At 39.8% G+C, this 15,759-nt stretch carries 19 protein-coding genes; 15 read left to right on the top strand and 4 right to left on the bottom strand.

All coding sequences use genetic code 11. The annotated features are described in order from the left end of the window. Nucleotides 1–2: 2 nt before the first annotated feature. Nucleotides 3–971: a calcium/sodium antiporter gene (locus P20495_RS11530; protein ID WP_008135831.1), complete on the bottom strand. Its 969-nt coding sequence runs from the start codon at nucleotides 969–971 to the stop codon at nucleotides 3–5. 268 nt (nucleotides 972–1,239) lie between these two features. Here P20495_RS11530 and P20495_RS11525 point away from each other — a divergent pair, with 268 nt between their 5' ends. From P20495_RS11525 to murA, 7 genes are read left to right on the top strand one after another with little or no spacing between them, the layout of a single operon-like run. Then, on the top strand, nucleotides 1,240–2,055 hold the full coding sequence (locus P20495_RS11525; RefSeq protein ID WP_033015593.1) for an ATP-binding cassette domain-containing protein: 816 nt from the start codon (nucleotides 1,240–1,242) through the stop codon (nucleotides 2,053–2,055). Next, complete coding sequence (gene mlaE, locus P20495_RS11520) at nucleotides 2,055–2,834, top strand: lipid asymmetry maintenance ABC transporter permease subunit MlaE (RefSeq protein ID WP_007378308.1); 780 nt, start codon at nucleotides 2,055–2,057, stop codon at nucleotides 2,832–2,834. The genes P20495_RS11525 and mlaE overlap by 1 nt, the downstream gene beginning before the upstream one ends. A 13-nt stretch (nucleotides 2,835–2,847) precedes the next feature. Beyond that, nucleotides 2,848–3,396, top strand: a complete 549-nt coding sequence (mlaD, locus tag P20495_RS11515; RefSeq protein ID WP_008135833.1) for an outer membrane lipid asymmetry maintenance protein MlaD — start codon at nucleotides 2,848–2,850, stop codon at nucleotides 3,394–3,396. Between the two features lie 5 nt (nucleotides 3,397–3,401). Further along, nucleotides 3,402–4,082 carry a phospholipid-binding protein MlaC gene (locus P20495_RS11510; RefSeq protein ID WP_007378310.1) on the top strand — a complete coding sequence of 227 codons (681 nt, stop codon included), beginning with the start codon at nucleotides 3,402–3,404 and terminating at the stop codon, nucleotides 4,080–4,082. Next, a complete protein-coding gene (locus P20495_RS11505) occupies nucleotides 4,075–4,368 on the top strand; it encodes a lipid asymmetry maintenance protein MlaB (protein WP_007378311.1) in 294 nt (97 codons plus the stop codon). Before P20495_RS11510 ends, P20495_RS11505 begins: the two co-directional genes overlap by 8 nt. Nucleotides 4,369–4,373: 5 nt before the next feature. Further along, on the top strand, nucleotides 4,374–4,631 hold the full coding sequence (locus P20495_RS11500; RefSeq protein ID WP_007378312.1) for a BolA family protein: 258 nt from the start codon (nucleotides 4,374–4,376) through the stop codon (nucleotides 4,629–4,631). Between the two features lie 14 nt (nucleotides 4,632–4,645). After that, nucleotides 4,646–5,905, top strand: a complete 1,260-nt coding sequence (gene murA / locus P20495_RS11495) for a UDP-N-acetylglucosamine 1-carboxyvinyltransferase (protein WP_007378313.1) — start codon at nucleotides 4,646–4,648, stop codon at nucleotides 5,903–5,905. A 57-nt stretch (nucleotides 5,906–5,962) separates the two neighbouring features. On the opposite strand, the gene P20495_RS11490 is transcribed toward murA, so the two are convergent. From P20495_RS11490 to P20495_RS11480, 3 genes are all read right to left on the bottom strand, one after another. Beyond that, the gene (locus P20495_RS11490; protein ID WP_007378314.1) at nucleotides 5,963–7,045 is read right to left on the bottom strand and encodes a trypsin-like peptidase domain-containing protein; all 1,083 of its coding nucleotides are present in this window, start codon (nucleotides 7,043–7,045) and stop codon (nucleotides 5,963–5,965) included. Nucleotides 7,046–7,145: 100 nt separating this feature from the next. Further along, complete coding sequence (locus tag P20495_RS11485; protein WP_007378315.1) at nucleotides 7,146–8,498, bottom strand: Do family serine endopeptidase; 1,353 nt, start codon at nucleotides 8,496–8,498, stop codon at nucleotides 7,146–7,148. Between the two features lie 133 nt (nucleotides 8,499–8,631). Beyond that, entirely contained in the window at nucleotides 8,632–9,075 is a 444-nt protein-coding gene (locus P20495_RS11480; RefSeq protein WP_008135838.1) for a YhcB family protein, read from the bottom strand. A 134-nt stretch (nucleotides 9,076–9,209) separates the two neighbouring features. Here P20495_RS11480 and zapE point away from each other — a divergent pair, with 134 nt between their 5' ends. The 8 genes from zapE to P20495_RS11440 all read left to right on the top strand — a co-directional run bounded on the left by zapE (nucleotide 9,210) and on the right by P20495_RS11440 (nucleotide 15,741). Beyond that, nucleotides 9,210–10,298 carry a cell division protein ZapE gene (zapE, locus tag P20495_RS11475; protein ID WP_007378317.1) on the top strand — a complete coding sequence of 363 codons (1,089 nt, stop codon included), beginning with the start codon at nucleotides 9,210–9,212 and terminating at the stop codon, nucleotides 10,296–10,298. 286 nt (nucleotides 10,299–10,584) lie between these two features. Continuing rightward, nucleotides 10,585–11,013: a 50S ribosomal protein L13 gene (gene rplM / locus P20495_RS11470; protein WP_007378318.1), complete on the top strand. Its 429-nt coding sequence runs from the start codon at nucleotides 10,585–10,587 to the stop codon at nucleotides 11,011–11,013. A gap of 8 nt (nucleotides 11,014–11,021) precedes the next feature. Then, nucleotides 11,022–11,414, top strand: a complete 393-nt coding sequence (rpsI, locus tag P20495_RS11465) for a 30S ribosomal protein S9 (protein WP_086007041.1) — start codon at nucleotides 11,022–11,024, stop codon at nucleotides 11,412–11,414. Between the two features lie 582 nt (nucleotides 11,415–11,996). After that, nucleotides 11,997–12,587 carry a ubiquinol-cytochrome c reductase iron-sulfur subunit gene (gene petA / locus P20495_RS11460; protein ID WP_007378319.1) on the top strand — a complete coding sequence of 197 codons (591 nt, stop codon included), beginning with the start codon at nucleotides 11,997–11,999 and terminating at the stop codon, nucleotides 12,585–12,587. Beyond that, nucleotides 12,587–13,852, top strand: a complete 1,266-nt coding sequence (locus P20495_RS11455; protein ID WP_007378320.1) for a cytochrome b N-terminal domain-containing protein — start codon at nucleotides 12,587–12,589, stop codon at nucleotides 13,850–13,852. Before petA ends, P20495_RS11455 begins: the two co-directional genes overlap by 1 nt. Beyond that, nucleotides 13,849–14,598 carry a cytochrome c1 gene (locus P20495_RS11450; RefSeq protein WP_008135840.1) on the top strand — a complete coding sequence of 250 codons (750 nt, stop codon included), beginning with the start codon at nucleotides 13,849–13,851 and terminating at the stop codon, nucleotides 14,596–14,598. The genes P20495_RS11455 and P20495_RS11450 overlap by 4 nt, the downstream gene beginning before the upstream one ends. Before the next feature lie 79 nt (nucleotides 14,599–14,677). Beyond that, on the top strand, nucleotides 14,678–15,304 hold the full coding sequence (gene sspA, locus P20495_RS11445; protein ID WP_007378322.1) for a stringent starvation protein SspA: 627 nt from the start codon (nucleotides 14,678–14,680) through the stop codon (nucleotides 15,302–15,304). Continuing rightward, nucleotides 15,304–15,741, top strand: a complete 438-nt coding sequence (locus P20495_RS11440; protein ID WP_008135843.1) for a ClpXP protease specificity-enhancing factor — start codon at nucleotides 15,304–15,306, stop codon at nucleotides 15,739–15,741. The genes sspA and P20495_RS11440 overlap by 1 nt, the downstream gene beginning before the upstream one ends. Nucleotides 15,742–15,759: the final 18 nt, after the last annotated feature.

The following is a 15,759-nucleotide window of genomic DNA, read 5'->3' on the forward strand; positions in this document are numbered from 1 at the left end:
ATTTACCCTACTTGACTAAAAATATACCCTTGGTAGCCCAAAAATGCGATAAGCAATAAGCCACCTTCCATTCTATTGATGCGTTGGGTGCCTCTAAAGTTCAATGACATGATGATAAGAGCAAATGTTGCACCAATCATAATGAGTATATCTCGACTCGCTACTGACGGATCGATAATGGATGGATTAATAATACCTGCGAGCGGTAACACAGCCAATATATTAAAAATGTTTGAACCAACAATATTGCCTAGAGCTAAATCATCTTCATTTTTTAATACACCGGCAATTGAAGCTGCAAGCTCCGGTAAGCTCGTGCCAATGGCAATAATAGTTAAGCCAATGACTAGATCGCTTAGGCCAAAGTATTTAGCTATGTCGACTGCGGAACCAATTAAAAAATGTGAGCTAACAGGGAGTAGAACCATGCCAATAACTAACCAAAATACCGCTTTTTTAGTTGGTACATCGTTAGGTACGTCGTCACAGGCTTCTGTTATAAATGGGTCATCTTGGTTTTTTGCGCGCAGTGAAATAATAATCAAACCGCCTATAAACACGATAAAGCCAATAAGTAAGGCGATACCTTCGGCTAATGAAAAATAATTGTCTGAAAAAATATACCAGGTAGCGAATGATATCAGCAAGACCAGTGGCATTTCGCGTTTTAATGTACTTGAAGATACAGACAGAGGTCTAAATAACGCTGTAATACCTAACACAAGTAGAATGTTTGTTATGTTTGAACCGACAGCGTTACCAACTGCAGTATCTGTTTTATTTGCGAGCGCTGCAGAAGCGGAAACCATCATCTCTGGGGCTGACGAACCCATTGCCACAACAGTTAAGCCTACAATTAGGGTTGGTACGCCAAAGTTTTTTGCAAGTGCCGCTGCGCCATAAACAAACCTGTCTGCACTCCAAACAAGAGCCGCAAAACCAAGAATTAAAATAACAAACGAGGTAACCATTATATTAAGCCAGTTATTCAAAATACAGATGGCGCGAATAGTAACAAAAGCAAAGGTGAAAGTATAAATAAAAGAGTCAGGTCAACTCTAATTACAATAACTTGTTGAATAATATTTTAAGGCGCTTATATCAGCACCTTAAGCTGCAGTTAAGCCGTTATAAACGAGTCTTATACTCCTTTTTGCAAGTGTATTACAAAATCTTACGAATTGTTTTTTCCATCTTGGTTAAAAAAGCTTTAAAATAGGTGCACTAGTGAATATTGTTATGGAGAGCGACTTGTCGCAATCAATAGTAGAAGTCAAGGATGTTAGCTTTTCGAGAGGCGATAGAAGCATATATAAAAATATGAGCTTTAGCGTTCCTAAAGGTAAAATCACTGCGATTATGGGGCCAAGCGGAATTGGTAAAACGACCATGTTGCGTTTAATTGGCGGTCAACTTAAGCCTGACTCCGGTGATATTTTATTTGAAGGTGGTAGTATCCCAAATATGTCGCGCAAAGAACTCTACGAAGCGCGAACTAAAATGAGTATGCTTTTTCAAAGTGGTGCGTTGTTTACTGATATGTCGGTATTCGATAATATAGCGTTCCCAATTAGGGAGCACACTGAGTTGAGTGAAGACCTAATTCGGTTGGTTGTGCTAATGAAATTGCAAGCTGTTGGGCTACGCGGAGCGAAAGATTTAATGCCTTCTGAATTATCGGGAGGTATGGCTAGGCGCGCAGCTCTGGCACGTGCTATTGCGCTCGACCCTGAACTTATAATGTACGATGAACCATTTGCAGGCCAAGATCCTATTTCTATGGGGGTGTTGGTTAAATTAATTAAGTCACTCAACGAAGTGCTTGGTTTATCTTCTTTAATTGTAACCCATGATGTTAACGAGGTAATGAGTATTGCTGACCACGTTATTATTATCGCTGATCAGGGTGTAATTGGTTGTGGAACACCTGACGAAATGCGCAATCATGAGTCTCCTTTAGTGCAACAGTTTTTAAAAGGTTTGTCTGATGGTCCCGTGCCTTTTCATTTTCCAGCTCAAACATATGCAGATGAGTTGCTTGGAGAAAAAGCATAATGTTGGATTTATTTCAAAAATTAGGGCATAAGACGCTAGGTCGTTTTGCGGCTCTGGGTCGCTCAACTTATATGCTTTTTGGCGCACTTGTAAATGTACCTAACTTTAAAAAGGGTACACCTCTACTTATTCGTCAGCTCTACATGGTGGGTTCGCAATCTTTGCTCATTATTATGGTGTCAGGTTTATTTATCGGTATGGTCTTGGCATTACAAGGTTATACGGTGTTAGTTGGATATGGTGCAGAGGATAGTTTAGGGCCATTAGTGGCATTAAGTTTATTACGAGAACTCGGGCCTGTTGTTACAGCGTTATTATTTGCAGGGCGAGCGGGCAGTGCGCTTACTGCAGAAATAGGCTTAATGAAAGCAACAGAACAGTTATCATCATTAGAAATGATGGCAATTGATCCACTAAAACGAATTATTGCACCGCGCTTTTGGGCAGGCTTTATAAGTATGCCGTTACTAGCGGTGATATTTTCAGCAGTGGCAATTATTGGTGCTCATTTAGTTGGAGTTGATTGGCTTGGTGTTGATACGGGTAGTTTTTGGTCAATTATGCAATCACAAGTATCGTTTCAGCAAGACATACTAAACGGTATTATTAAGAGCTTTGTATTCGCCATTGTGGTGACTTGGATAGCACTTTATAAAGGGTATGACTGTGTGCCGACCTCTGAAGGGATCAGTAAAGCAACCACCGAAACGGTTGTTCATTCGTCATTGGCGGTTTTAGGGTTTGACTTTATTTTGACAGCGGTAATGTTTACCAGCTAATAGGGTATAGATAATGAATTCACGGAAATTAGAAATTTTAGTTGGTTTTTTTGTGGCGTTAGGAATTTTAGCGTTTGCTATGCTTGCGCTTAAAGTCGCCAATTCAGGTATTAGCGGCTCAGGCGAGACGTACACACTTAATGCTAAATTTGAAAACATAGGGTCATTAAAGGCACGTGCACCAGTAAAAGTGGGCGGAGTCGTTATTGGTCGAGTAGAGTCAATTTATGTTCATCCACAGGAGTTCTTGCCAGTGGTTAATATGACCATTGATGCACAGTATTTATGTCGTTTTTCAGACACGAGCTCAATTTCAATTTTAACATCGGGTATTTTAGGTGAGCAGTATCTAGGTATCCACCCTGTTATTTCTCCTAATTCAGCAGAGCAACGCTGTTTAGGTCAAGTCGTAACCGAAAATAAGCAAGACGAAGCAATTGATGATTTATTTGGTGTAGACAGTAAAGCGTTAGGTGACGGTGATTCAATCACTGATACTAAGTCTGCCATTGTACTTGAAGAGTTAATTGGGCAGTTTTTATTCAACCAAGGTAGTGAGTAATTATTATGTTGAAAAAGTTTCTAGCTATTGTAGCAATTAGCACAATGACGCTAACTCAAAGCGTAAGTGCTGCAGATGTTAAACTAAATGATCCAAACAAAATGGTGCGTCAAGTAGCGGACAATACGTTTGCACGTATCAAAAAAGATCAGCCATTAATCATTAAAAATCAAGAGCATCTTCGTGTCATTGTTGAAGAAGAATTAATGCCTTATATTGACTACAAATATGCAGCACTTCGCGTGTTAGGTAGTGAAGTATCTAAAGTACGAGCAATTACAGATGAAGCTGAAAAAGCCCAAGCGATTAAAGATATTCAGCGCTTTATTGGTGTATTTAGAGAATATTTAGTTGCCACTTACGCTGGTGTATTTACACAATATACAAATCAAAAAGTTGAGTTTGGTGCTGAGCAACCATTTAAAGGTAAAGATGTCGTTGTTGTTAAAACTAAAATTCTTGAAGATGGTAAACCTGATATCAGAATAGACTTTAAAGTTCGTGAAGATCGCGATGGTGAATGGCGAGCTTACGATATGATTGCTGAAGGTATTAGTTTATTAGACGCCAAACAAAGCGAACTACAAGGTATTTTACGTCAGCAAGGTATTGACAATGTAAGCAACCTTTTAGAGCAAAAGAGTAAGTTACCTGTTCAATTTAGAGGCAGTAGCTCGAATGACTAAATTGGCAATTAGCCAAGTTGATGAACAGCAGTTTCGAGTAAGTGGTGAACTTACTCGAAATTCCATTAGTAATGAACGGCTTTTGAACGATAAGTTAATAACTAAGCATAAAACCACTTATTTTGACCTTAGTGAGGTATCAAGGGTTGACACAGCGGGCTTAGCTTGGTTAATTCACTCTTTTGCAGAATTTAAGCAGCAAGGCATTCGTCTTGAATTGCAAAATCCACCTGAACAATTGCAAAATTTAATGCAGTTGGGTCAAGTTACAACCCTATTTGAGTGAGAGTTATGGAAACTAGCCAAGTCGAAACATTATTACGCGATGAACTTCAATTAGCTGAAGTGCATGTAAAAGCTAATGGTAGTCATTATGAAGTAATTGCAGTTGGTGAATGCTTTGACGGTTTAAGCCGTGTTAAAAAGCAACAGCTAGTTTATGGTCCGTTGATGAATACAATTTCAGATGGCACAATTCACGCAGTTTCTATTCGCGCTTTCACTCCAACAGAGTGGAAACGTGAACAAAAATTTATTTTACCGCAATAAGTAAGGCCTCCTAAATGGATCAATTTGTAATTCAAGGTGGCACTTCACTTGCTGGTGAAGTTACTATTTCTGGTGCTAAAAATGCAGCGCTTCCTATTTTGTTTGCTGCTTTACTTGCTGATGGTAAAAGTACATTTACTAATGTTCCACGTTTACGTGACATTGTTACCACCGAAGCACTATTAAAAACTTTAGGTGCAGATGTTAATTGGCAAGGCGACACACTTATTATTGATGGCGCAACGGTAAATCAGACGCTTGCCCCTTACGAGCTCGTTAAACAAATGCGTGCTTCTGTGCTTGCACTAGGCCCTTTAGTGGCACGCTTTGGTGAAGCTCAGGTTTCATTACCAGGTGGTTGTGCTATTGGTGCTCGTCCTGTTGATATCCATATTCAAGGTTTAGAGCGCTTAGGCGCACAAATAAGCGTTGAAAATGGTTATATTAATGCCAAGGTAAATGGTCGCTTAAAAGGCGCTGAAATCTTTATGGAGATGGTTAGTGTTGGTGCTACTGAAAATTTACTGATGGCAGCAGCGCTTGCTGATGGAAAAACCATACTTGATAATGCCGCGCGTGAGCCTGAAATTATCGATTTAGCTAATTGTTTAATTGCAATGGGTGCTAAAATCACTGGTGCAGGTACTAGCCGTATCGAAGTAGAAGGTGTTGAGCGCTTGGCGGGTTGTGAGCATAGTATTTTGCCAGATAGAATTGAAACAGGTACATTTTTAGTGGCGGCTGCAATGGCTGGCGGTGAGGTACTTTGTAAGAATACTGATTTCCATTCACTTGAACCTGTGATTGAAAAGCTGCGTGCAACGAATGCATTACTTGAGGTGCATGATGACAGTATTTACTTAGATATGCGTGGCCGAGAGCTTAAAGCTGTTAATATTAAAACCGCTCCACATCCTGGTTTTCCTACTGATATGCAAGCTCAATTTACAGCATTGAATGTTGTGGCAAATGGCAGTGCAACGATTACAGAAACGATTTTTGAAAACCGTTTTATGCATGTGCCTGAGTTACAGCGCATGGGTGCTAATATTCGTCTTGAGGGCAACACGGCTATTTGTGGTGAAACCAAAAGCCTAAGCGGTGCGCAAGTTATGGCAACTGACTTACGTGCTTCAGCGAGTCTAATTTTAACAGGTATAGTCGCGCAAGGTGAAACCGTTGTTGACCGTATTTATCACGTTGACAGAGGGTATCAGCGCATTGAAGATAAGCTCAGTGCATTAGGTGCTAATATTAAACGTAGAAGCAGTTAAAAGCGCCTAATATATGTAGGTCGGATATGTAAATACACACCGACCTACAATTAGTAGTTATAGTTTTGTTTCAAGCTCTGCGACCATCACCATGATTTTTTCTATTTTGCCATTTCGATAAAGCTCAAACTCTATTTCTTTCCCAGGTTCTGTATTGCCTATTTTTTCAAGTACTTTTTGCGGATTGGCTACGGAAAGCCCTGCAATTTTAATAACGATATCTTGTTCTTCAATACCTGCTTGCCAAGCTGGGCCTAAGGGATCTAAGTTCGTAATTCGCATACCTGAAACAGGAGTTAGGCTATCGTTAACTTCTTTACCTGTGCTGTCTACTGCGGTGCCTTCAAAACCAAGGTAGCCTCTAACTACACGACCATGTCGAATCAATTTTCCCATTACTTTTTTAGCAAGTGAATACGGCACAGCAAAAAATATTCCCTGTATGTTTAAATTTTCACGCGTTTTAAATTGGGCTGAAGTGATACCAACTAAATCACCGTTAGAATTAACTAATGCGCCCCCTGAATTTCCTACATTAATAGCGGCATCCATTTGTAATAAGTTATTATAAGGGCTGTCTGTGATTTTTTGCTTACCAGTAGCGCTAATAATACCTTGGGTAATTGTCTGTCCTAAATTAAGTGGGTTACCTATGGCTAGTACTACATCACCTACACTCGACGTATAGCTATCGCTTATAGGAATAACGGGAAGGTGGTCTGCGTTTATTTTAAGTAATGCAAGATCAGTAATCGTATCAAAGCCGATTAGTTGGACATCAAAAAAGCGCCTGCCGTCTGTCAGAATAACCATAATTTGATCTGCATTATTCACTACATGATAGTTAGTAAGAATGTAGCCATCTTGCGACATAATCACACCAGAGCCTAATTCTTGTACGGTATTTTGTCTTTTATAACGAGGCTCTTTCGAAATGCTCTCAGAAAAAATAGTCACTACGGAGGGAGCTGCACGTTTAACAGCATCTGAGAAACTTAAATGGCTAGTACTCATTGCACTCGCAAGAGGTACGTTCGGTAATAGAGAAGCTCGCATATTAGGGCTGAAAAAAACCACTAAAAAAGCAATGCTAAGCCCTGCAAATAATGGCGGGAGAATAAATTTTATTAGTTTCAGCACGGGATTCTTATTATAAGGAAGTAATTTCTTTATGATGGCATAAAAAAAATAACAGCGGCAAGTGCCACTGTTACTTTTATTTCATTTATAGCAATATTTATTACTGAATTAAGATAAATATAGATTCACGGCCACGTTTCACGCCAAGCACTATATTGCCTTTTGTGTCATCGATGATCTTATTCATATCACGAATTGTTTCTACGCGTTGACGGTTTACCTGCATTATAATGTCACCCTCTTCAAGACCAACACGGGCAGAAGGTGAACGAGGATCTACAGAGGTAACTTCAATACCTTTATTACTATTTTTTTGCACGTTTTCAAGCGTAGCACCTTGAAAAGCAGGGTGTAGCTCTTCCCCTGTTGCCGTAACACCTGATGCACCATCGAGTGTAACTTTAACTGTTTTAATTTTTCCGTCACGATAAATGCCGAGCTTGATTTCTCTACCTTCACCCAAGGTTGCTATTTTGCTTCGTAATTCATGGAAGCCGCTAATATCACCGCCATTAATACTTACAATAACATCACCGGCTTTGATTCCTGCTTTACTTGCAGCGGTGTCATCCATTACTTGCATAACGTAGGCACCTTGTTTGACGTCAAGTTGCTGTGCTTTAGCTAGACCTGCATCAAGTGGGCGCCCAGAAATACCAAGTGAGCCACGACGTACTTCACCGTGTTCAATAATTTGATCTACTAGGTTTTTCATCATGTTAGACGGGATAGCAAAACCAATACCAACATTACCGCCTGAAGCCCCTAAAATAGCAGTGTTAATCCCTATTAATTCACCATTTAAGTTAACTAAAGCACCGCCTGAGTTACCTTGGTTAATCGCTGCGTCGGTTTGAATGAAATCTTCGTAGCCTTCAATGTTTAAACCACTGCGACCAAGTGCACTCACAATCCCTGATGTAACAGTGTGGCTAAGGCCAAACGGATTACCGATAGCAACGGCAAAGTCACCCACGCGCAAATTATCTGAGTTTGCTAGTTTTACTTCAGTTAAATCATCAGCGTCGATTTGTAAAAGCGCAATGTCGGATTCTTTATCAGTCCCAATTTTAATCGCTTCAAACTCACGGCCGTCTTCAAGAGTAACAACCATTTTTTCTGCATCTTGAATTACATGGTTATTAGTTACTACATAACCTTCATCAGCATTAATAATAACGCCAGAGCCTAAACCGCTAAATTGACGTTTTTGGCTTCGGGGCTGTTGCTGTCCGAAAAAGTATTCAAGTGGATCCGCACGGCGACGCACTTCTTTTGAGCCTGAAACTTGAATGCTTACAACGCCTGGAGTAATTTTTTCGAGCATTGGGGCAAGTGTTGGCAACTGCTGGCCATTTACGGCAACCGGTATTTTTGCATAAGACGCTACCGGGCTTAATAAAAGGCTAGTAGAAAGAATAGCTGCGCTGATAAGTGATAATTTCATTTTCATAGTCTGGGTTTACTCCACTTCGAGAAAAGCAAAAAATTAAAAAGGGCTGCATAAGCAGCCCTTTTTAATTTATCAGTAAGATAAAACAACAAAGCTGTTATATCTAAAGACTATGGGGTTAAAAAAAAGTTCATCAAGATGCTTTAGAATGTTCTGAAACTTTATTTTGTCCTGCAAATAAACCTGATTCGCCTGAAACATAATCAGCAGGTTGTGCTTTTGCTGATGAGCGATCGCATCGGCGCTCTTTTATCGATGCTTGTAATTGCTCAGTAGTTTCTTTTGAAAAGAAAGGTTCAGCTGGTGTTTGCTTCCGATCCTCTAGCAGCAGTTGATTGGTTTCTTCAACATGGCTAAGTAGTTGATCGTAATTCTCTTTCATTTTATTTACAAGCTTGCCTGTACTCGCTAAATGATCGGCTACATCTTGACGATATTGCTCTAACGCATTTTTAGCTTGCTCTGCCTGTTTTTCCAGCTCATCCTGTTTAAATTGTTTTTTAGTGACAAATGCACCAATAAAAAAAGCTATAACAGCAACAATAACAATTAAACCTACCCACGTGACTGTGCCCATAAATCTACCCCTTTGGGAAAATAACTAACGAATGCTTGATTCAATTATAAATCATACTAAGTGTAATATACCCCGAGTAATGATGCGTGTTAATATGCTTTGCAAATTAAACTGCATTTTAACTGTAAATAGATATGACTCCTTGGCAAACATACCAACAAGATTTGAAGCGAGATGACTTTGTACATGATGTAGCACAAGAAAATGCAGTGCGCCATTTACAGCGTTTATATGACGATTTAACCCAGAACAAAATAAAATCAAAAAGCTTTTTTGCCAAGCTTTTTAATAAAGATGAGCCAGCGCCTATAAAAGGTTTATATTTCTGGGGAGGAGTAGGGCGTGGTAAAACTTATTTAGTTGATACTTTTTATGAAGCCTTACCAGGCACGCGGAAGATGCGCGTACATTTTCATCGTTTTATGCATCGCGTACACGATGAACTTAAAAAGCTAAACAATACTGTAAACCCATTAGAAAAAGTCGCGGATATTTTAAAAGCTGAAACAGACATAATTTGCTTTGATGAATTTTTTGTTCAAGACATTACAGATGCCATGCTGTTAGGCGGTTTAATGGAGGCATTATTTGCACGCGGTATTGTACTTGTTGCAACGTCAAATATAGTACCTGATGATCTTTATAGAAACGGTTTACAACGTGCGCGTTTTGTACCAGCTATTGAGTTGGTTAAACTCAATACAGAAATAGTAAATGTAGACTCAGGTGTCGATTACCGATTACGTACGCTAGAACAAGCCGAAATTTTTCATAGCCCGCTTGACGAACAAGCAGATAAAAACCTATTTGATTACTTCGATAAACTTTCCTCAGAGCCTGGCCAATTAGATGAGCCTATAGAGATAGAAGGGCGTTTAATCAAAACGCGCAAAGTAGCTAAATGTGTTGTGATGTTTGAGTTTAGTGAATTGTGCGAAACAGCGCGAAGCCAAGTCGATTACATGGAGATTAGTCGCCTATACAATACGGTTATTATTTCTAACGTGAAACAGCTTGGGCAAACTAACGATGATGCTGCAAGACGCTTTATTGCTTTAGTTGATGAATTTTATGAGCGCCACGTAACTTTAATAATTTCAGCTGAGAAGCCGATCACCGACCTTTATACTCAAGGTAACCTTAATTTTGAATTTAAGCGTTGTATAAGCCGTTTGCAAGAAATGCAGTCTTTAGAGTATTTAGCTAAAGAGCATTTAGTTTAAAGTAAGTAGGCAAATGTGTAATAGGCCAACGCTTAAAAATAAGAGGTACATATATAGTACTTCTTATTTCTAAAATTTCTTGTGGAAAAAACAACCGGCGAGTAGCAATGTGTTTTAAGTGCTGGTATACTCCCGCGTCTGCCACGTTGCGTTCTATGCCATCATATAGTCTAGCCACTTGTGAGCGGCGCAAAAGTCTAAAACTCGAAGGGGTTGTAGCAAACTTAGAGCAGTAGTTAATATTAACTACTTGTGGTTTTAATTGAAAAACATTGGATTTTTATAAATGAAAACGTTTGTTGCTAAACCAGAAACAGTAAAACGTGACTGGTACGTAGTTGACGCTGAAGGTAAAACTTTAGGTCGCATCGCTACTGAAATCGCTCATCGCCTACGCGGTAAGCATAAGGTTGAATATACACCGCACGTAGATACTGGTGATTATATCATCGTTATCAACGCTGAAAAAGTTACTGTAACTGGTAACAAATTCAAAAACAAAGTGTACTATTCACACTCTGGTTTTCCAGGTGGTCTTAAGTCTACTACTTTTGATAAACTTCAAGCTGCAAAGCCTGAAATGATCATCGAGAAGGCTGTTAAGGGCATGTTGCCACGTGGTCCTTTAGGCCGCGCTATGTACCGTAAACTTAAAGTTTACACAGGTACTGAGCACAACCATGCTGCACAACAGCCTCAGGTTCTAGACATTTAAGGAGCACCATCATGGCAAATCAATACTACGGTACAGGTCGTCGTAAAAGTTCAAGTGCTCGCGTATTCTTACGCCCAGGCACTGGTAACATCGTAATCAACAAGCGCTCTTTAGAAGAGTACTTTGGTCGCGAAACAGCACGCATGGTTGTTCATCAAGCTCTTGAGCTAGTTGATATGACTGAAAAATTTGATCTTTTCATCACCGTTTCTGGTGGTGGTACAACTGGTCAAGCTGGTGCTATCCGTCACGGTATTACTCGTGCACTTATGGAGTTTGACGAGTCATTACGTCCACAACTTCGTAAAGCAGGTTTCGTTACTCGTGATGCACGTAAAGTTGAACGTAAGAAAGTGGGTCTTAAGAAAGCGCGTAAGCGTCCACAGTTCTCAAAACGTTAATCTATACGTTATCAAAAATTCAAAACCCAGCTTATGCTGGGTTTTTTGTTTTTAAAAATAGTAATTCCAACAATGAAAGATATGCCTAAATTGACTCGTTATCGTGCCTAGGCTTAATAATTACAGTTACTTGTATTGATCAAACTCCTCAATAACAGCGTATTTAATAAACGAAAGTTAAAAAATACTCAGATAGCTGCAAAAAAGTTAAATAATTATCGTAATTAGTTTAAATCCATCAGTTAATTGGTGGAATTTTTTGCTACAATTGGCATGGAAGTAAAACGATCGAGTTTTACGACACTACGCACCGTTTTAGAGTTTTTGCTTAGTGACGTTGATCTTGGTCAGTACATAGTTTTTACAGAAACGGTATTATGACTATTCGGCCCTATACTCAAACTGGCTTACTGAATCCTAGGTGAAGTTAGGTGTGTTAGAGCATGAGGCTGTGAATAACCTTGTTTTAATCAAGGGTTTTAATTATGATCGTTTCTATTTTAAAAATTTCGAATAATTAACCTGCTGTAACTGATGTTCTCAATATAGCAAGTGTTGAGAATCGTAAGTGGAGATAAGTGGATGAGCAATGCGCCTGTAGACAATGGCCGACGTCGCTTTTTAACCATAGCTACCTCTGTTGTTGGTGGTGTTGGTGCGGCTGGGGCTGCTGTTCCTTTTATTGCGTCTTGGAATCCAAGTGAGCGAGCTAAATCTGCGGGTGCGCCTGTGGAAGTAGATATCAGCAAACTTGAGCCGGGACAATTAATACGTGTCGAGTGGCGTGGTAAACCTGTATGGGTTGTATCACGTACCCCAAAAATGCTTGAGCAGATGAAAGAACATGAAGGTCAACTTCGTGATCCACAATCGCAAGAGCCACAACAATTAGAATCATCAACAAATGATTACCGTTCATTACGCCCAGAAATATTTTTGGCTGTAGGTATTTGTACGCATTTAGGGTGTTCTCCTGGCTTTTTACAAGGTAACTTTGGCGAAAAAGTAGAAGGGACTGACGATGGTTTCTACTGCCCATGCCACGGTTCTAAATTTGATATGGCTGGCCGAGTTTTTCAATCGGTACCTGCACCATTAAACTTAGAAATACCACCTTATACTTTTCTAGATGAAACCACTATTTTAGTGGGCGAAGAAAGAGGGGTAGTCTAATGTTTGGTAAGATTATTGGTTGGATAGACGACCGAATCCCAATGACACGTGTTTGGAATATGCACATTGCACAGTATCCAGCACCTAAAAACTTTAACTTCTGGTACTTTTTTGGCTCACTAGCCATGCTGGTACTAGTAAACCAAATTCTTACAGGTATTTGGTTAACGATGAACTTTGTGCCATCTGCTGAGGGCGCATTCGCCTCGGTTGAATACATCATGCGTGATGTAGAATATGGCTGGTTATTGCGTTACTTGCACTCAACAGGTGCTTCAGCGTTTTTCATCGTTGTATATATGCACATGTTCCGTGGCATGATCTACGGTTCTTACCAAAAGCCACGTGAATTACTGTGGTTATTCGGTATGTTTATTTTCTTGGCATTAATGGCTGAAGCGTTCATGGGGTACTTATTACCTTGGGGTCAAATGTCATTTTGGGGTGCGCAGGTAATCATTTCTCTATTCGGTGCAATTCCGGTTATTGGTGATGACTTAACACTTTGGATCCGTGGCGACTACGTAATATCGGGTGCAACGCTTAACCGCTTCTTTGCATTACATGTAATTGCACTCCCACTGGTTATCGTAATCTTAGTTTTCTTACACATTGTTGCATTGCATGAAGTGGGTTCAAATAACCCCGAAGGTATTGAAATTAAGCGTAAGAAAGGCTCTGTAGCTGAAGAAGATAAACCTAAATTTAAATTTCATGAGTATTACACTGACAAAAAAGATATTGTTGATGCAATACCGTTCCACCCTTACTACACAGTTAAAGATATTGTGGGTGTGGTTGGTTTCTTAATATTGTTCTGTTGGGTTGTGTTTTTTATGCCTGCGATGAATGGCTTCTTTTTAGAAGGTCCAAACTTCGAAGCAGCTAACCCTCTTAAAACACCAGAGCACATTTTCCCAGTTTGGTACTTTACGCCATTCTATGCAATCTTACGCGCAATCCCTGATAAGCTTATCGGTGTTGCAGCAATGGGTGCATCGATTGTTGTACTTGCGTTACTACCTTGGGTAGACCGTGGTAGAGTTAAATCGGTTCGTTACCGTTGTGGTTTCCATAAATGGAACATTGCAGGTTTTGTTGTTACTTTCGTTCTTTTAGGTTGGGTGGGTGCAACTCCACAAACAGACCTAAAGACGATAATTTCTCAAATCTGTACTGTGACTTACTTTATGTTCTTCGTACTGTTGTTTGTATACAGTAAGAACGAAAAAACTAAGCCATTGCCAGAGAGGTTAACGAAATGATGAAAAAGCTTATTATTGGTTTATTTGCTTTATCAGTAAACTTGTTGCCGAACATGGTTATGGCAGCTGGTCCATCGGTTCCTTTAATGGAAGCGAATAACGACCTTACTGATCAACCATCTTTACAGCGCGGTGCAAAGTTGTTCATGAACTACTGTCTTGGTTGTCACCAAATGCAGTATCAACGTTATGAACGTACTTTTCGCGATATTGGTATCCCAACAGAGGTTGGTTTAGAACAATTGATTTTTGACGGTTCTAAAGTCGGTAGCCATATTACTAACGCGATTACAAAAGATGATGCAGCAAAATGGTTTGGTGCGGCTCCGCCGGATTTAACGCTAATTGCTCGTGTAAAATCACCAGATTATATTTACACGTACTTAAAATCGTTTTATAAAGATGAATCTCGCCCGTTTGGTGTAAATAACATTGTTTTCCCATCTGTTGGTATGCCTCATGTTCTTCAAGAGCTGCAAGGTTTGCCAACGCCAATTACTGAAGAAGTAGAAGAGCATGGTCACACTGTGACTAAAGTTATTGCTACTGAAACAGATGGTACGGGTGAACTAAGCGTAGATGAATACGACCAAGCAGCTCGTGATTTAACGAACTTCCTTGAGTACGTGGGTGAACCTTCACGTCTTGAGTCGGAAGCATTAGGTATTAAGGTAATCGGATTTTTAATTATCCTGTTTATCTTGGCATTTATGCTTAAGAAAGAATACTGGAGAGATGTTCATTAAGTTTGAACATATTTAAAGGTAATTTTGCAATAGGGGCTTGAGCCCCTATTGCTGTTTTAGTGATTTAATGGAGGTAGGCATGGCCGTAGCTGCCAATAAGCGCCCTGTAATGACCCTTTTTTCTGGGGCTAACTGTATGTATAGCCACCAAGTACGAATTGTACTTGCGGAAAAAGGTGTAAGTGTAGATATTCATTTGGCTGAAAAAGATAACCTGCCAGAAGCACTTCACGAAATTAACCCTTACGGTACAGTGCCAACACTGATTGACCGTGAGCTTGGTTTATATCAGGCAAATATCATCATGGAATACCTTGATGAACGTTTTCCTCATCCTCCACTAATGCCTGTATACCCGGTAATGCGTGGTCGTAGCCGTTTAATGATGCACCGTATTGATACAGATTGGTACAGCCTAGCTGAAAAAATCATCAATAATGCATCTGATGCAGCTCAAGCTCGTAAAGAGTTAACAGAAGCATTACTAGCTGTAGCACCTATCTTTAGTGAAGCTCCTTACTTTATGAGTGAAGAGTTTAGCTTGGTAGATTGTTACTTAGCTCCACTACTGTGGCGTTTACCAGAGTTTGGTATTGAGCTTAATGGTGCTGGTTCTAAAGAGCTTAAAGAATACATGATCCGTTTATTTGAACGTGAGTCATTCCAAGCTTCTTTAACTGAAGCTGAGCGTGAGATTCGTTTATAATGACGCCTAATCGTCCTTATTTATTACGTGCCTTTTTTGATTGGATAGTTGATAACGAATGCACGCCACATTTAGTGGTAGACGCTGGGTTTGCTAATGTACAAGTGCCTACACAGTTTGTTCAAGACGGACAAATTGTTTTAAACATAAGTCCATCAGCAGTCACACAGTTTTCGTTAGACCTAACCCAACTTAGCTTTAACGCGCGCTTTGGTGGTCAGCCAATGCAAGTGTATGTGCCCTTAGGTGCAGTGCTGGCAATATATGCACGTGAAAATGGTGAAGGTACGGTCTTTACAGCAGACGAGTTTTTAGGGGACGAAGACGACTTTGCTCCAGAGCTTGAAAGTGTTGACTCATCAGCTGAATTTATTGATGAAGCACCACTAGAAAAGCCTGAAAAGAAAAAAGGCTCTCATTTACGTGTTATTAAATAATACATAAATGCCAAAAAA

Origin of the sequence: Pseudoalteromonas sp. BSi20495 (assembly GCF_000241185.1) — a bacterium.
Taxonomy (GTDB): domain Bacteria; phylum Pseudomonadota; class Gammaproteobacteria; order Enterobacterales; family Alteromonadaceae; genus Pseudoalteromonas; species Pseudoalteromonas fuliginea.

What these genes read in the sequence shown, in the direction of transcription:
- P20495_RS11505 (WP_007378311.1), top strand. Translation starts at nt 4,075, where the DNA reads ATGACTAAATTGGCAATTAGCCAAGTTGATGAACAGCAGTTTCGAGTA.
- P20495_RS11530 (WP_008135831.1), bottom strand. Translation starts at nt 971, where the DNA reads ATGGTTACCTCGTTTGTTATTTTAATTCTTGGTTTTGCGGCTCTTGTT.
- P20495_RS11525 (WP_033015593.1), top strand. Translation starts at nt 1,240, where the DNA reads ATGGAGAGCGACTTGTCGCAATCAATAGTAGAAGTCAAGGATGTTAGC.
- P20495_RS11485 (WP_007378315.1), bottom strand. Translation starts at nt 8,498, where the DNA reads ATGAAAATGAAATTATCACTTATCAGCGCAGCTATTCTTTCTACTAGC.
- P20495_RS11480 (WP_008135838.1), bottom strand. Translation starts at nt 9,075, where the DNA reads ATGGGCACAGTCACGTGGGTAGGTTTAATTGTTATTGTTGCTGTTATA.
- rplM (WP_007378318.1), top strand. Translation starts at nt 10,585, where the DNA reads ATGAAAACGTTTGTTGCTAAACCAGAAACAGTAAAACGTGACTGGTAC.
- P20495_RS11510 (WP_007378310.1), top strand. Translation starts at nt 3,402, where the DNA reads ATGTTGAAAAAGTTTCTAGCTATTGTAGCAATTAGCACAATGACGCTA.
- mlaE (WP_007378308.1), top strand. Translation starts at nt 2,055, where the DNA reads ATGTTGGATTTATTTCAAAAATTAGGGCATAAGACGCTAGGTCGTTTT.
- P20495_RS11500 (WP_007378312.1), top strand. Translation starts at nt 4,374, where the DNA reads ATGGAAACTAGCCAAGTCGAAACATTATTACGCGATGAACTTCAATTA.
- murA (WP_007378313.1), top strand. Translation starts at nt 4,646, where the DNA reads ATGGATCAATTTGTAATTCAAGGTGGCACTTCACTTGCTGGTGAAGTT.
- sspA (WP_007378322.1), top strand. Translation starts at nt 14,678, where the DNA reads ATGGCCGTAGCTGCCAATAAGCGCCCTGTAATGACCCTTTTTTCTGGG.
- P20495_RS11440 (WP_008135843.1), top strand. Translation starts at nt 15,304, where the DNA reads ATGACGCCTAATCGTCCTTATTTATTACGTGCCTTTTTTGATTGGATA.
- P20495_RS11455 (WP_007378320.1), top strand. Translation starts at nt 12,587, where the DNA reads ATGTTTGGTAAGATTATTGGTTGGATAGACGACCGAATCCCAATGACA.
- P20495_RS11450 (WP_008135840.1), top strand. Translation starts at nt 13,849, where the DNA reads ATGATGAAAAAGCTTATTATTGGTTTATTTGCTTTATCAGTAAACTTG.
- mlaD (WP_008135833.1), top strand. Translation starts at nt 2,848, where the DNA reads ATGAATTCACGGAAATTAGAAATTTTAGTTGGTTTTTTTGTGGCGTTA.
- zapE (WP_007378317.1), top strand. Translation starts at nt 9,210, where the DNA reads ATGACTCCTTGGCAAACATACCAACAAGATTTGAAGCGAGATGACTTT.
- petA (WP_007378319.1), top strand. Translation starts at nt 11,997, where the DNA reads ATGAGCAATGCGCCTGTAGACAATGGCCGACGTCGCTTTTTAACCATA.